Source organism: Streptomyces sp. NPDC050560 (genome assembly GCF_044457285.1).
Classification (GTDB): domain Bacteria; phylum Actinomycetota; class Actinomycetes; order Streptomycetales; family Streptomycetaceae; genus Streptomyces.
Genome location: NZ_JBITGT010000005.1, coordinates 109,920 through 124,732, shown reverse-complemented (window position 1 = coordinate 124,732; position 14,813 = coordinate 109,920). Strand labels below are relative to the sequence as shown.

General features: G+C 73.5%; 12 protein-coding genes. 7 read left to right on the top strand and 5 right to left on the bottom strand.

The window, feature by feature from the left end:
- Positions 1-105: 105 nt before the first annotated feature.
- Positions 106-903 carry a thymidylate synthase gene (locus tag ACIBIW_RS12775; RefSeq protein ID WP_399335084.1) on the bottom strand — a complete coding sequence of 266 codons (798 nt, stop codon included), beginning with the start codon at positions 901-903 and terminating at the stop codon, positions 106-108.
- 381 nt (positions 904-1,284) lie between these two features.
- On the opposite strand from ACIBIW_RS12775, the gene ACIBIW_RS12770 reads away from it, so the two are divergent.
- Entirely contained in the window at positions 1,285-1,920 is a 636-nt protein-coding gene (locus ACIBIW_RS12770; protein ID WP_399335842.1) for a restriction endonuclease, read from the top strand.
- Positions 1,921-2,004: 84 nt separating this feature from the next.
- Here the strand turns inward: ACIBIW_RS12770 and ACIBIW_RS12765 are convergent, their stop codons facing one another.
- Positions 2,005-2,814 (bottom strand): GntR family transcriptional regulator, encoded by an 810-nt coding sequence (locus ACIBIW_RS12765; RefSeq protein ID WP_399335082.1) that lies wholly within the window; start codon positions 2,812-2,814, stop codon positions 2,005-2,007.
- A gap of 85 nt (positions 2,815-2,899) precedes the next feature.
- On the opposite strand from ACIBIW_RS12765, the gene ACIBIW_RS12760 reads away from it, so the two are divergent.
- From ACIBIW_RS12760 to ACIBIW_RS12735, 6 genes are all read left to right on the top strand, one after another.
- The gene (locus ACIBIW_RS12760) at positions 2,900-4,147 is read left to right on the top strand and encodes an aconitase X (RefSeq protein WP_399335080.1); all 1,248 of its coding nucleotides are present in this window, start codon (positions 2,900-2,902) and stop codon (positions 4,145-4,147) included.
- Positions 4,144-4,608, top strand: a complete 465-nt coding sequence (locus tag ACIBIW_RS12755) for an aconitase X swivel domain-containing protein (RefSeq protein WP_399335078.1) — start codon at positions 4,144-4,146, stop codon at positions 4,606-4,608. Before ACIBIW_RS12760 ends, ACIBIW_RS12755 begins: the two co-directional genes overlap by 4 nt.
- A 123-nt stretch (positions 4,609-4,731) precedes the next feature.
- The gene (locus ACIBIW_RS12750) at positions 4,732-6,189 is read left to right on the top strand and encodes an SLC13 family permease (RefSeq protein WP_399335076.1); all 1,458 of its coding nucleotides are present in this window, start codon (positions 4,732-4,734) and stop codon (positions 6,187-6,189) included.
- A gap of 99 nt (positions 6,190-6,288) precedes the next feature.
- Positions 6,289-7,746, top strand: coding sequence for an FAD-linked oxidase C-terminal domain-containing protein (locus ACIBIW_RS12745; RefSeq protein ID WP_399335074.1), 1,458 nt, complete (start codon positions 6,289-6,291; stop codon positions 7,744-7,746).
- Positions 7,747-7,751: 5 nt separating this feature from the next.
- On the top strand, positions 7,752-9,044 hold the full coding sequence (locus ACIBIW_RS12740; protein WP_399335072.1) for an FAD-binding oxidoreductase: 1,293 nt from the start codon (positions 7,752-7,754) through the stop codon (positions 9,042-9,044).
- 1 nt (position 9,045) lies between these two features.
- The gene (locus ACIBIW_RS12735; protein ID WP_399335069.1) at positions 9,046-10,488 is read left to right on the top strand and encodes a (Fe-S)-binding protein; all 1,443 of its coding nucleotides are present in this window, start codon (positions 9,046-9,048) and stop codon (positions 10,486-10,488) included.
- 25 nt (positions 10,489-10,513) lie between these two features.
- On the opposite strand, the gene ACIBIW_RS12730 is transcribed toward ACIBIW_RS12735, so the two are convergent.
- From ACIBIW_RS12730 to ACIBIW_RS12720, 3 genes are all read right to left on the bottom strand, one after another.
- The gene (locus ACIBIW_RS12730) at positions 10,514-11,215 is read right to left on the bottom strand and encodes a DUF2470 domain-containing protein (protein WP_399335067.1); all 702 of its coding nucleotides are present in this window, start codon (positions 11,213-11,215) and stop codon (positions 10,514-10,516) included.
- Between the two features lie 114 nt (positions 11,216-11,329).
- Entirely contained in the window at positions 11,330-12,355 is a 1,026-nt protein-coding gene (locus ACIBIW_RS12725; protein WP_399335064.1) for a ribonucleotide-diphosphate reductase subunit beta, read from the bottom strand.
- Positions 12,346-14,751, bottom strand: coding sequence for a ribonucleoside-diphosphate reductase subunit alpha (locus tag ACIBIW_RS12720; protein ID WP_399335062.1), 2,406 nt, complete (start codon positions 14,749-14,751; stop codon positions 12,346-12,348). The genes ACIBIW_RS12725 and ACIBIW_RS12720 overlap by 10 nt, the downstream gene beginning before the upstream one ends.
- Positions 14,752-14,813 lie beyond the last annotated feature (62 nt).

Below are 14,813 nucleotides of genomic sequence, written 5' to 3'. Positions count from 1 at the left end.
ATCACCGCGCCGTCTATACGCCCCCTATCTCCCCGCCGCGCCCCCGGGGCCGCCGGGCGCCGGGGAGCCGCCGGGGGCGCGCCGCGGGCGGGGGCGCGCCGGGTGTCACACCGCCACGGGCGCGCTGATGGCGGGGTGCGGGCGGTAGCCGTCGAGGGCGACGTGTGCGTAGGTGTAGTCGAAGAGGCCGTCGGCGGCTTCGAGGCGGAGGGTGGGGAAGGGGCGCGGCTCGCGGGCGAGCTGGGTGCGGACCTGGCGCTCGTGGTTGTCGTAGATATGGCAGTCGCCGCCGGTCCACACGAAGTCTCCGACGTCGAGGCCGGTCTGCGCGGCGACCATGTGCGTCAGCAGCGCGTAGCTCGCGATGTTGAACGGCACGCCGAGGAAGAGGTCGGCGCTGCGCTGGTAGAGCTGGCAGGAGAGCCTGCCGTCGGCGACGTGGAACTGGAAGAGGGCGTGGCAGGGCGCGAGCGCCATGCGGGGGATGTCGGCGACGTTCCACGCGGAGACGACCATCCGCCGGGAGTCGGGGTCCTCGCGCAGGGTGCGCAGCACCGCGTCGAGCTGGTCGACGTGGCCGCCGCCCGGGGTCGGCCACGAGCGCCACTGCGCCCCGTAGACCGGGCCGAGGCTCCCGTCGGGCGCCGCCCACTCGTCCCAGATGGTGACGCCGTGCTTGCGCAGCCAGCCGACGTCGGCGTCGCCGCGCAGGAACCACAGCAGCTCGTACACGACCGAGCGGAAGTGCACCTTCTTCGTGGTGACCAGCGGGAAGCCGTCGGAGAGCCGGTAGCGCATCTGGTGTCCGAACACCGACCGGGTGCCCGTCCCGGTCCTGTCGCCCTTGCGGGCGCCGTGGTCGAGCACATGGCGGAGCAGGTCTTCGTACTGCGTGTCGGGCATGTACGCGAGCGTAGACGAGCCGCGCTGCCGCCCGCGGCCGCGGCCCCGCTTCCCGGCGGGGCGCGTGCGGCTCCGTACATTCGGCCGATTCCGTACGCCCTCTCGACGGGGCCGCTGGTCGGGCGCGTCCCGGCGCGGGGCGAGGGGGGCGCGCATGTCCGAAACACATCACCGTGAGCGAGCGTGCGGCGACGGGCTGTCAGTGCCGGATGGTGTCCTCGTTCCCGTGGCCGCAGGTGCCGGAGGCGAGGGAGAGGGCATGCCGTGGGTGGAACAGCAGGCGCCGCACGCCGGGGTGCGGCGCGGGGCGCGGGGGGACGGGTGACGGCCGCGCGGCGGCGGGGGCGGCGCGGGCGGCTGCGGAAGCGGACGCGCGAGCGGCTGCGGGTGTGGGGCGCGGTGGCGCTGGCGGTCGCCGCGCTGTGGGCGGCGGGGAACTGGTCGTCGGTGTGGCCGGTCCTCGCGGCGGCGGGCGGCGGCGCGGCGGTGGGCGGCGGCGCGCTGGCGCTGCTGCGGGCGCACCGCTCGGCCGTCGCCGGGGACCGCGGGTGGCGCGCCCGCGAGGAGGCCAGGGCGCGGGAGCTGTCGATGGCCGAGGTGGACGCGCTGTCATGGCAGGACTTCGAGAGGTACGTGGCGGCGCTGTGCCGCAGAGACGGCTGTACGCGCGTGGTGGTGAGCGGCGGGAGCGGGGACCTGGGCGCGGACGTCGTGGGCTACCTCGCGGACGGGCGCAAGCTCGTGGTGCAGTGCAAGAAGTACGCGCCGCACCGCAGCGTGCCCTCGCAGGACATGCAGAAGTTCGTGGGCACCGCCCGCCTCGAACACGGCGCGGACGTCGCGCTGTTCGTCACCACCTGCCGCACGTTCACCAGGGCGGCGCTCGGCCTCGCGCTCCGCCAGGACATCGTGGCCCTCCACCGCGACCTGCTGGGCTCCTGGGTGCGGGGCGCCCCGCTGGAGACCCTGATACCCCTGAACGGCGGCGGTGGCGGCACCGGGGGCCGCTCCGGCTGAGCGGAGGGTACATCACCGTACAACCTGCTGCCCATGGTGCGGACATGAGAAATCGGCCCGGTGGGCGCCGCCCGCGCCGCCGCGTCAGCCGTGCCCCTCGTGCCGCATCACGAGCGTCGGCGCCGGGTGCCGGAACGAGTAGGAGACGTTCTCGATCTCCTCCGCGTCCACGGTCAGCCGCAGCGCGAAGCGGTCGGGCAGCAGGTGGTAGACCGCGTGCTCGATGATCCGGTCCGCCTTGTCGTACGTGGTGCGGGTGAGGACGAGCAGCGGGTCGCCGACCCTGATGCCCAGCGGCTCCGCCAGGTGCGCGGGGGCGCCCACGCTGGTCAGGGTGATGTCCCCGTGCCCGAGGATGAGCCCGAACTCCTCCTGGAGCACCTGGTAGATGGGGTGCTCCTCGATCTGCGCCCGGGAGATCCGCTGCCCCACGTGGTCGGGCACGGAGATGTCGGCCACGGCCTGCGGGGCGCCGTCGATGGTGTACAGGCGCCGTATGAGCAGCCCGGCGGTGGTGTCGAGGCCGCTCAGCTCCGCCGGGTCCTCGGACCACTCGAAGCGCAGGATACGGCCCTCGGGGCGCTTGCCCACGCTGGCGAAGATGGAGACGAAGGGCCTGAGCTGGTCGAGCGGGTGCACCAGCTTCCGGGGGGCCACAAAGGTGCCGGCCCCCTGCCGCCGCACCAGGAGCCCCTTGTCGACCAGCGCGCCGAGGGCCCGCCTGACGGTGGTGCGGCTGACGCCGTAGCGGCGCACGAGTTCCATCTCGCCCGGCATCCTGCCGTCCTGCGGCAACTGCGCGATCAGGGCCCGCAGTCGGTCGGCGAGCTGCTCGTGCATGCTCGCCGAGCTGTCGCGGCGGAGCCGCTCCTGCTCCAAGTTGTCTTCGCTCATCTTCCCGTCCGGTATTGACCTGTCACTAGTTGTATGTTGTCTTGTCCGTGGCCTCAGAGTATCCGCAGAGCGATCCGGAGGGGCAATGCAGCTAACTTCAGCCGAACGGGACATTCTGGAGGGGCGCCGCGGCACCGTGCTGCGGGACGTGCTCCGTGAGCAGATCAGCGTGGGCGAGTTCTTCGGGGCGGAGCGCTTCGTGGAGATCACCAACGCGCACTTCATGGGCGACCGCGAGGTCTTCGGCGCGGCCGGCGCCGGCTATCTGGCCCGGCTGGCCGACGCGGGGGCCACCGTCCGCGTGCCGACCACCCGCAACGCGCAGTCCGTCGACTTCGAGCAGGCCCATCTGCTCGCCCAGTCCCCCGAACTGGTCGACGGGGAACGGGAGACCAGGGCGGTGCTGCGCAGGCTCGGCATCTCGACGGTCAACACCTGTATCAACTACCAGAGCGTCTACCAGCCCCGCTTCGGGGAGCACGTCGCCTGGGGCGACACCGGGACCGTCGCGTACGCGAACTCGGTGCTCGGCGCCCGTACGAACTACGAGTCGGGCGCCGCCGGGCTCGCCGCCGCCCTCACGGGCCGCACCCCCGAGTACGGCTTCCACCTGGACTCGCACCGCAGGGCCAACGTACGGGTACGGGTCGACGCGGACCTCAGGGACCTCGCCGACTGGGGCGCGCTCGGCGGCCTGGTCGGGGAGCGCTCGCGCGGCTACTGGAACGTGCCCGCGATCGAGCTGACCGGGCGCGCGGGCCCCGTCCCCGACGAGCTGAAGCACTTCGGGGCGAGCCTGGCGAGCTTCGGGTCGATGGCGATGTACCACGTCGTGGGCACCACCCCGGAGGCGGCCACCTTCGAGGCGGCCAACCGCGGCCGCGAACTCGTCGACGAGTACCGCCTGGGCCAGGACGACATCGACGCCTTCCTCGCCCGCGACCTCCCCGAGGGCGGCCCCGTCGACCTCGTGGTGTTCACCGCGCCGCAGCTCTCCTTCTTCGAGATCGAGCACATCGCGCGGCGTCTTGAGGGCCGCAGGGTCGCCGACTCGGTCACCCTGCTCATCACCACCAACGGCATGACCTGCGAGGCCCTGCGCGAACAGGGCCACCTGGACACCATCACCGCGGCCGGCGGCGTCGTCCTGCGCGGGACCTGCTGGTATGTGATGGACCCGGCCGCCCAGCGCCGGCACTTCGGCTGGGGCAGCCTCGCGACGAACTCGGCGAAGCTGGTCAACATCATCCGCGCGCACGGCTACACCCCCGCCCTGCGCCGCACCGACGACTGCATCGACGCCGCTCTCACCGGAAAGGTCGCCGGACGATGACCACCGCGAACGAACTGGTCTTCCCCGTCTCCCAGGCCACCGGGGAGGCGGTCGAGGCGGAGGCGGTGGTGAGCCCCGTGACCTTCAGCGCCCGCTACGACCTCGACAGGACCACCGGGCTGATCTCCCGCACCGACCATCCGCTGCGCGGGCAGTCGGTGTCCGGCCGGATCTTCGTCGCCCCCGGTGTCCAGGGCGGTGTCGCCGCGGGATGGGCGTTCCTGTCGATGCGCGGCCTCGGCGTCGGGCCGAGCGGCCTCGTCTTCGGCGCGGTGAACCCGGTGATGGTGCAGGGCGCCGTCACCGCGGGGCTGCCGATCGTCGCCGGGGTCGACCCCGCGTTCTTCCGCGAGGTCGAGAGCGGTGACACGGTGCGTGTCGACCCCGGGCAGCGGTGCGTCGTCATCGTGCGCCGCCGCGCTGAGGCGGCGGCGGGCGACACCACCACGGAGTCCCGTTAGGGACCAAGCGCGCCGACACCTGGCCGCCCTCGGCTGGCCGGGTGCGTCGGCCCCTGCGGCGGCGCCGCGACCGGGAAGAGCCGGCGCCGCCGACACTGAATGACTCCCGCAAAGGGGACAAAGATGTCGCTCATTCAGATCTTCTCGCTCGCCCTGCTCGTCCTCGCGTTCGCCGTCGCGATCGCCCGGCACATCAACGTCGGCCTCACGACGATCCCGGCCGGATTCCTCCTCTGTGTGGTGGCGGGCGTCCCCGTCGACACGTACTACGCGCAGTTCCCCGGCAGCCTTGTCCTGTTGATCCTGGGTGTGACGCTGCTGTTCACCCACGCGCACAGATCGGGCGCGATCGACCGGCTGACGGACCTCGCGGTCGGCGCGACCGGGCGCAGGGACTGGGTGCTGCCCTGGATCATGTTCCTGCTCGCCGCCGTCCTCAGCGGGATCGGCGCGCTGCCCGCGGCGGCGCTCGCGATCGTGGTCCCGATCGCCATGGGCACCGCGCACCGCCGGGGGATCAACCTGACCCTGATGGGCCTCGTCACCATCTCGGGCGCGCTCGCGGGCGGGTTCTCGCCGCTGAGCGTCTGGGGCCAGCTCATCGTGACGCTGACGGACAAGGCGCACCGCCCGATCTCCCATCTGGGGATGTTCGTGATCGAGTTCCTGCTCCAGGTGGTCGTGGCCCTGGTCGCCTTCCTGGTCTTCGGCGGGATCGCGCTGATGCGCAGGCCGCCGGGCGCGGCGCCGGGAGAGGAGCGGGAGGCCGGGCAGGAGCTTGCACAGGCGCCGGGCGAACCGGAGACCTGGCCGTCGGGCGCCGCGCCCGGCACCTCGTCGGGCTCCGGCAAGGCCGTCGCCGTACGCCCCGCCGCCGCCCGCCGCACCACCGCGCCCGGTACCGCCACCGCGCCGCAGGCCACCGCGCCCGCGGGCACCGCCACCTCGACGGCCGCTCCCGCGGCGCCCGCCCCCGCGGGGGTCACCCCGTACCAGGTCACCTCGCTCCTCGGGATAGCGGCCTTCGTCGCCATCGTGCTGGTCTTCGACGCGGACGTCGGGCTCACCGCCTTCTCGGTGGCGCTCGTGCTCCAGGTGCTGCACCGCCCGGCGGAGAAGGAGATGCTGCGGGGGCTGCCGTGGAGCGTGGTGCTGGTGATCACCGGAGTGCTCCTCTACGTGGGCGTGCTCCAGCAGGTGGGCACGCTGGACGCGATCGAGAAACACCTCGGCGGCATCGAGAGCCTGGGGCTCAGCATCCTGGTGCTCGGCTTCGTCGGCTCCCTCTTCGCGTCCTTCGAGTCGTCCTCGGTGGCCGTGCTCGGCCTCGTCATCCCGGTCGCGATCAAGATCACCTCCGGGGTGAGCAGCACCGCGCTGCTGCTGATCCTCTCCGCGGTGTCCTGGGCGATCGTGGTGTCGTCCCCGAGCCCGTACCACGTGTCGGGCGGTCTGGTACTGGCCAGCAGCCCCGACGCCGAACAGCAGGGCCTCTTCCGCAGGCTGCTGCTGTGGGCGGTGTGCGTCGCCGCCACCGTGCCGCTGTTCGGCTGGCTGCTGCCCACCCTCGGCCCCTCGTGACCCGGGCGACCCCACCGACGTGATCCGAAGTATCGAGATCACCGAAAACCACCGAAAGTATCGACGGCGATCGAAAGCGATCGACACGGAGGTTGTTGCATGGCTCTGGAACCGGCCACCGCACGCGAGGAGTTCCTGGCGGCGGTGGGTGCGGACGGCCTGGTCGAGGACCCGGCGGAGCTGCGCTCCTACGAGTGCGACGGGCTCACCGGATACCGGGTGACCCCCGCCCTCGTCCTGCTGCCGCGCACCACTCGGCAGGTCGCCGCCGCGGTCGCGGTGTGCGCGCGCCACGGCATCCCCTTCGTCGCGCGCGGCGCGGGCACCGGGCTCTCCGGCGGCGCGCTGCCGGTCGAGCGGGGCGTGGTGATCTCGGTGCAGCGGCTGCGGGCCGTCCTCGACGTGGACCCGGTCCACCGCAGGGCGCGGGTGCAGCCCGGCGTGACCAACCTCGACATCACCCGCGCCGTCGCCGGTCACGGCCTCTACTTCGCGCCCGACCCGTCGAGCCAGCAGGTCTGCACCATCGGCGGCAATGTCGCGGAGAACTCGGGGGGCGCGCACTGCCTCAAGTACGGGTTCACCGTCAACCACGTGCTGGCGGTCGAGGTGGTGCTGCCCGACGGCACCGTCACCACCCTCGGGGGCGACTCGGCGCACCTCGCCGGGCCCGATTTGCTGGGCGCGTTCGTGGGCTCCGAGGGCACGCTCGGGATCGTCACCGCGATCACCGTACGGCTGCTGCCGCGGCCCGAGGCCGTGCGCACCCTGGTCGCGGACTTCCCCTCCGTCGAGCGCGCGGGCCGCACGGTCGGCGCGGTCATCGCGGGCGGGATCGTGCCCGCCGCCGTCGAGATGATGGACACCCTGGCCATCGAGGCGGTCGAGGTGGCCGTCGCGGCGGGCTACACCAGGGGCGCGGCGGCGGCGCTGATCGTGGAGCTGGACGGCCCGGAGGGCGAGGTCGCCGCCCAGTTCGACGACGTCATACGGCTGTGCGAGGAGCACGGTGCGCAGAAGCTGCGGGTGGCGGACACCGCCGAGGAGCGCGCCACGGTGTGGAAGGGGCGCAAGGCCGCGTTCGCCGCCGTGGGCAGGATCAGCCCCAACTACTTCGTCCAGGACGGCGTGGTGCCGCGCACCCGGCTCGCCGAGGCGCTGACCAGGATCGCGGAGCTGGCCGCCGCCGCCGGGCTGCGGGTCGCGAACGTCTTCCACGCCGGGGACGGCAATCTGCACCCGCTCGTCCTCTACAGCGAGGCGGCGGGCGAGCACGAGCGCGCGGAGGAGCTGTCGTCCGCGATCGCCGAACTCTGCGTCGACCTCGGCGGCTCCCTCTCCGGCGAGCACGGCATCGGCACCGACAAGGTCTGCTCGATGACCCGCCAGTTCACCGACGACGACCTCGCGACCATGGCCCTGCTGCGGCGCGCGTACGACCCCGACGGCATCTGCAACCCCGGCAAGGTGCTGCCGACGCCCCGGCTGTGCGGGGAGCGTCCCGGCGTCCACAGGACGCACCCCCTTGAGGACGCCGGCCTCGCGGAACGGATGTGACCCCCGTGAACACACCTGCCACCCCCGCCCCCTCCGACACCACCGCCACCGCCGCCGTGCCGCGGCTGCGCCCCGCCTCGCTCGCCGAGCTGCGCGATGTGGTACGGGACACCGCGCGCACCGCGCCCCGGCTGCTGGTGGCGGGCGCGGGGACCGCCGCAGGCTGGGGCGGGGCGCCTGAGCCGCCCGACGCGGTGCTCGACACCACCGCGCTCGGCGGCGTCCAGGCCCACAACCCGGCCGACATGACGGTGGCCGTACGCGCCGGGACACTCCTCTCGGAGCTGCGCGAGGAGTTGTCCGAGCACGGCCAGCGGGTCGCCTTCGACCCGGCCCGCGCGGACGCCACCGTCGGCGGGCTGCTCGCCACGGCCGACGGCGGACCGCTGCAACAGGCGTACGGGACGCTGCGCGACCTCGTCATCGGTGTCACCGTCGTGCTCGCGGACGGCACCGTCGCGGGCTCGGGCGGCCATGTGATCAAGAACGTCGCGGGCTACGACCTGGCGAAGCTGTTCCACGGCTCGCTCGGCACCCTCGGCGTGGTCGCCGAGGTGGTGCTGCGGCTGCACCCGCTGCCCGCTTGCGTGCGCACCGTCGCCGTCGCCGCCACCCCCTCGGAAGCCTCGGAACTCGGCGGGCGCCTGATGGCGAAGGGGCTGGAACCTGCCGCGCTCGACTGGGTCGACGGGCTGCTGCTGGTACGCCTCGAAGGCACCGCCGACGGGACACGTACCCGCGCCGACGCGGTACGCGGCCTCGCGCCGCGGGGCGCGGACGCCCGGCTGCTCGACGGCGACACGGCGGCCGGGCACGGGGCGCGGACGGACCTGATCGCGCGCGGCGGGCACGGCGACACGGTGCTGCGCTTCGGCGCGCTGCCGACCGCCGCCGCCCGGATCGCCGAGGCGCTGCCCAAGGCCGCGGACGGCGTCACGGTCGAGACGGCGGGGGCGGTGGGCGTCGGCGTCCACACCGTGCGGCTGAGCGGCGGCGGCGCCGAGGGGCACGCGGCGCTCGCGCACCGGCTGCGCGAGGCGGTCGAGCGCGCGGACGGCACCTGCACCGTGCTGCGCCGCGACGGGCTGCCCGGCTCCTTCCCCGCCTGGGGGAGGCCGCCCGCGGCCGTCGGGGTGCTGAGGGCGGTCAAGAACAGCTTCGACCCCGGGGGCCGCTTCGGCGCGGGACGCCTCGCCGGGTGGCTGCCCGCACCGCCCGCGGCGGCGGGCACCGGGGGCACGGAGGCGGACGCGGACACGGCCGCGGGCAAGGGCGCGACAAGGGCGGAGGAGAGCTGACATGACGACCACCGACGACACAGGGGGCACCGCTGGCACGGGTGGCACGGGTGGCACGGGTGGCACGGGTGGCACAGGGGGCGCCGCGGGCAACGGGGGCGCGGGCGGTCCCGTGGGCCACGGCTCGTTCGACCCCGGCAACCCGCCCGCGCGCGCACTGCTCGACGACTGTGTGCACTGCGGGTTCTGCCTGCCCACCTGCCCCACGTACACCGTCACGGGCGAGGAGATGGAGTCGCCGCGCGGCCGTATCTACCTCATGGACCTCGCCGCGCGCGGGGAGATCGGCCTCGACGAGGCGTTCGGCGGCCACATGGACAGTTGCCTGGGCTGTCTCGCGTGTGTGACGAGCTGCCCCTCGGGCGTCCAGTACGACAAGCTGATCGAGTCGGTGCGCCCCCAGGTGGAGCGGAACATCCCGCGCACCCGCCTCGACCGGCTGTTCCGCGCGCTGATCTTCCAGCTCTTCCCGTATCCGCGGCGGCTGCGGGTGGCGGCGCTCGGCGGGCTGCTCTACCGCCGCCTCGGGCTGCGCTTCCTCGCGCACAGGACGGGTCTGATCGGCGCCCTGCCGCCGAGGCTGCGGGCGGCCGAGGCGCTGCTGCCGCCGGTGACGCTGCGTGCGCTGTTCGCCGGGCCCCGCCCGCACACCCCCGCCGTGGGGCAGCCCAGGCTCCGGGTGGGGCTGCTCGCCGGGTGCGCCCAGCGAGTGTTCTTCGGCGACGTCAACGCGGCGACGGTACGGGTGCTCACCGCGGAGGGCTGCGACGTGCTGGTGCCGCGCGACAACCAGTGCTGCGGGGCGCTCTCCGTGCACGCGGGCCGCGAGGACGAGGGGAAGGCGCGGGCCCGCGCCACCATCGACATGTTCGAGCGGTACGACCTGGACGTGGTGGTCACCAACGTGGCGGGCTGCGGCTCCACTCTCAAGGAGTACGGCGACCTGCTGCGCGACGACCCGGAGTACGCGGAGCGCGCCGCGGCGTTCACCGCGCGGGTGCGCGACATCAGCGAACTCCTCGCCGAACTGCCGCCCCGCGCCCCGCGCTCCACCCTCACCACCCGGGTCGCGTACCACGACGCCTGCCACCTGGCGAACGCCCAGGGCATCAGGAAGGAGCCGAGGGCCGTCCTCGCGACCATCCCGGGCCTTGAGACGCACGACATCGCGGAGGCGGAGCTGTGCTGCGGCTCCGCGGGCATCTACAACCTGGTGCAGCCCGAGACCGCCGACGACCTCGGCCGCCGCAAGGCGCGCAACCTGGAGGCGGTGCGCCCCGACGTCGTCGCCACCGCCAACGCGGGCTGCCTGCTCCAGATCCGCCGCTACCTCGACGCGGGCATCCCCGTCGTGCACCCGGTGCAGCTCCTCGACGCCGCCATCCGCGGCGCCGCCCAGGGGGTGGGGCCCGACGGGGCCGCCGCCCGCCGGGCCGCGGGGTGACGTGGCCCCTGGCCGCCCGCGCGGGTCACTCGGACCCGGCGGGCTGCCCGGCGGAGAGCCGGTCGCGCAGCCGCATCGCCAGCTCGGTGGTGGTGCGGGCGGGGACCGGGAAGTCGACCCGTACGGAGTGCGCGCCGGACTCGTCGACCCAACTGGCGAGCAGCCCCTGCCTGTCGAGTCCGGCGAGCCAGGCGCCCGCCACCAGGCGCTCCGGGACACCGGCCCTGCGGGCGACGAAGCGGCGCATGTCCCCCAGGTGCGCCTCGTTGGTGTGGGCGACGAGACGCCCGGCCCAGTCGGCGAGCGCGTCGGGGCAGGTGCGTACGTAGTCGTCCGGCGGCACCTCGTGGCGCAGCGCGGAGGCGCCGCCGGGCGCGGCGGTCTCCAGGTGGATGCGGTCGGTGGCCAGCAGCACGGCGGCGACCGGCCGGCCCCCGCCGTGGCCGCGCCCGATCAGTTCGAGGCGGCCGGTGAGGACGACCGCCACCTCGCCGTGGCCCGGACCGCCGCCGCGGACCGTGAGCGTGGCGAGCTCCAGTCTGCGCGCCGCGTCGGCCACCCTGGAGCCCAGGTCGCACCAGAACACCGGCCAGCCGTTGTCGTCCTGGATCGCCACCACCGCGGCGTCCGTGCCGGGCTCGCCGCCGAGGACGCGGAGCACCGCGCGCTCCGCGCCGCCGACGGTCTCCCGCGCGAGCATCGCCAGCTCATGGGCTTCTGTCGTCATCGACCACTCTCCACCGATCCACCTCCGGACATCCCCCACTACCACTAAGGCAAGGCTTACCTTAGTTTCCATGGGCGATTTCCGAAAGCACCACCCGGCGAACCGCGCCGCCGCTCAGAACTCGTCGTCGAGACTGACCGAGCCCTCCACGGCGACCTGGTAGGCCGAGGCGCGGCGCTCGAAGAAGTTGGTCAGCTCCTGGACGTTCTGGAGTTCCATGAAGGTGAACGGGTTGCGGGAGCCGTAGCGGACCGGCAGGCCGAGGCGGGCGAGCCGCTGGTCGGCCACGCACTCCAGATAGGCGCGCATGGACTCGGTGTTCATGCCGGGCATGCCGTCCCCGCACAGGTCGCGGGCGAACTGCAACTCCGCCTCGACGGCCTCCTCCAGCATCGCGGTGACCCTCCTGCCCAGCTCCTCGTCGAAGAGGTCGGGCTCCTCCTGCCGCACCGTGTCGACGACCGAGAAGGCGAAGTCCATGTGCATGGACTCGTCCCTGAAGACCCAGTTGGTGCCGGTGGCCAGGCCGTGCAGCAGGCCGCGGGAGCGGAACCAGTACACGTAGGCGAAGGCACCGTAGAAGAAGAGCCCCTCGATGCAGGCGGCGAAGCAGATCAGGTTGAGCAGGAAGCGGCGGCGGTCGTCCTTGGTGCGCAGCCGGTCGATGTCCTCCACGGAGTCCATCCAGCGGAAGCAGAACTCGGCCTTCTCCCGGATCGAGGGGATGTTCTCGACGGCGGCGAACGCGGCGTTGCGCTCCTCGGGGTCGGGCAGGTACGTGTCGAGCAGCGTCAGGTAGAACTGGACGTGGACGGCCTCCTCGAAGAGCTGGCGGGACAGGTAGAGCCTGGCCTCCGGGGAGTTGACGTGCCGGTAGAGGGTGAGGACGAGGTTGTTGGCGACGATCGAGTCACCGGTGGCGAAGAACGCGACCAGACGGCCGATCAGATGCTGTTCGCCCGGGGAGAGCCGGGCGAGGTCGGCGACGTCGGAGTGCAGGTCGACCTCCTCCACCGTCCAGGTGTTCTTGATGGCGTCCCGGTAGCGCTCGTAGAACTCCGGGTAGCGCATGGGCCGCAGGGTCAGCTCGAAGCCGGGGTCGAGCAGGTTCTTCACGGCGGTGCGGGTGGTCACTGGCATGCCTCGCAGGACTCGGGGTTCTCCAGGGAGCAGGCGACGGCCTCCGCCTCCGGCGGGGCGGCCGCGGGTGCGGCGTCCGGCGGCGGTGCCGCCGAGCGCGCGGACTGGGCGATCCTGGTGGCCGGCCGGGAGCGCAGGTAGTAGGTGGTCTTCAGGCCGCGGCGCCACGCGTACGCGTACATCGAGCTGAGCTTGCCGATGGTGGGCGAGGCCATGAACAGGTTGAGCGACTGGCTCTGGTCGAGGTACGGGGCGCGGGCGGCGGCCATCTCGATCAGCGCGCGCTGCGGCAGCTCCCAGGCGGTGCGGTACAGCTCGCGCACGTCGGCGGGGAGCCCTTCCATGTCCCGTACCGAGCCGTTGGACTCGCGCAGCAGTTGCCTGGTGTGCTCGTCCCACCTGCCGAGCCGCTTCAGCTCGGCCACCAGGGAGGTGTTCACCTGAAGGAACTCTCCGCTCAGGGTCTCGCGCTTGAACAGGTTGGACACCTGCGGCTCGACGCACTCGTGGACGCCCGCGATGGAGGCGATGGTGGCGGTGGGCGCGATGGCGAGCAGCAGCGAGTTGCGCAGCCCCGTGGCGGCGATCCTGGCCCGCAGCGCGGCCCACCGCTCGGGCCAGGTCACGGACGGCGGGTAGTGGTCCGGGTGCAGGACGCCGCGGGCGGCGCGGGTGGCGGACCAGGCCGGGTGGGGGCCGTGCCGCTCGGCGAGGTCGCAGGACGCCTCGTAGGCCGCGAGCATGATCCGCTCGGCGATCCGGGTGGACAGGGCGAGGGCGCCGGGCGAGTCGAAGGGCAGCCGCAGCGCGAAGAACACGTCCTGGAGGCCCATCGCGCCGAGGCCCACGGGGCGCCAGCGGGCGTTGGAGGACGCGGCCTCGGGGGTGGGGTAGAAGTTGGTGTCGACCACGCGGTCGAGGAAGACCACCGCGGTGCGCACGGCCCGGTCGAGGCGGTCCCAGTCGACGGCCAGGGCGGGGTCGGCCGTCTCCCCGGCGCGGGCGTCGTCGGTGAGGAAGGCGGCGAGGTTGACCGAGCCGAGGTTGCACACCGCGGTCTCGCCGTCGTCGGTGACTTCCAGGATCTCGGTGCAGAGGTTCGACGAGTGGATGACGCGGCCCGGCTCCGCGGTCTGGTTGCCGGTGCGGTTGGCGGCGTCCTTGAAGGTCATCCAGCCGTTGCCGGTCTGTGCGAGGGTGCGCATCATCCGGGCGTAGAGGGTACGGGCGGGCAGCCGCCTGACGGCGAGCCCGCGCTCCTCGGCCGCGCGGTAGGCGGCGTCGAACTCCTCGCCCCACAGGTCGGTCAGCTCCGGCACGTCGGAAGGGGAGAACAGCGACCACTCGGTGTCGGCCTCGACGCGGCGCATGAACTCGTCCGGAATCCAGTGCGCCAGGTTGAGGTTGTGGGTGCGGCGCGCCTCCTCGCCCGTGTTGTCGCGCAGTTCGAGGAACTCCTCGATGTCCGCGTGCCAGGTCTCCAGGTAGACGCAGGCCGCGCCCTTGCGGCGGCCCCCCTGGTTGACGGCGGCCACCGAGGCGTCCAGCGTGCGCAGGAAGGGCACGATGCCGCCCGAGTGCCCGTTGGTGCCGTGGATCAGGGAGCCGCGCGAGCGCACCCTGGTGTACGGGATGCCGATGCCGCCCGCGTGCTTCGAGAGCCTGGCGACCTGGTGGTAGCGCTCGTAGATGGAGTCGAGCCGGTCCTGCGGGGAGTCCAGCAGATAGCAGGAGGACATCTGGGGGTGCCGGGTGCCCGAGTTGAACAGCGTCGGCGAACTGGGCAGGTATTCGAGGCGGTTCATCAGCCCGTACAGCTCGGCCACCTCGTCGGCCGCGGCGGCGCCGCCGTCCTTCGCGAGCCCGCACGCCACCCTGAGCAGGAAGTGCTGGGGCGCCTCGACGACCTGACGGGTCGTCGGGTGGCGCAGCAGATAGCGGCTGTGCAGCGTGCGCAGCCCGAAGTAGCCGAAGCGGTCGTCGTGGGCGGGGTCGGCGAGCGTGTCGAGCCGTGCGGCGTGCGCGCGGACGAAGCCCGCGGTGGCGTCCGCGATCAGGCCCTCGCGGTGGCCGACCGCGACGGACGCGGAGAACGAGACGGCGCCCTGCCCCGCGGCCTCCGCGGCGATGTCGTGCGCGAGCAGCCTGGCGGCGACGCGGGAGTACTGCGGGTCCTCGGCGATGAGCCCGGCGGCGGCCTCGGTGGCGAGCGCGCGCAGTTCCGCCTCGTCGGGGGCGGCGCCCGCGCCGCGCAGCGCGGCGGCCACGATCCGGTCCCCGTCGGTGTCGCGGAGGCCGGTGCACGCCTCGGCCACGGCGCGCGCGAGGGCGTCTGCGGGGCCGGTGCCGGGCGGTGCGGTGCGCGCGGTGGCGGGGGCCGCGGGCGCGATGGTCATGTGTGCTCTCCCTCGTACGACGGCCGTGGGAGGGCAGGGGGGTACGCGGGAACGCCGCGGCA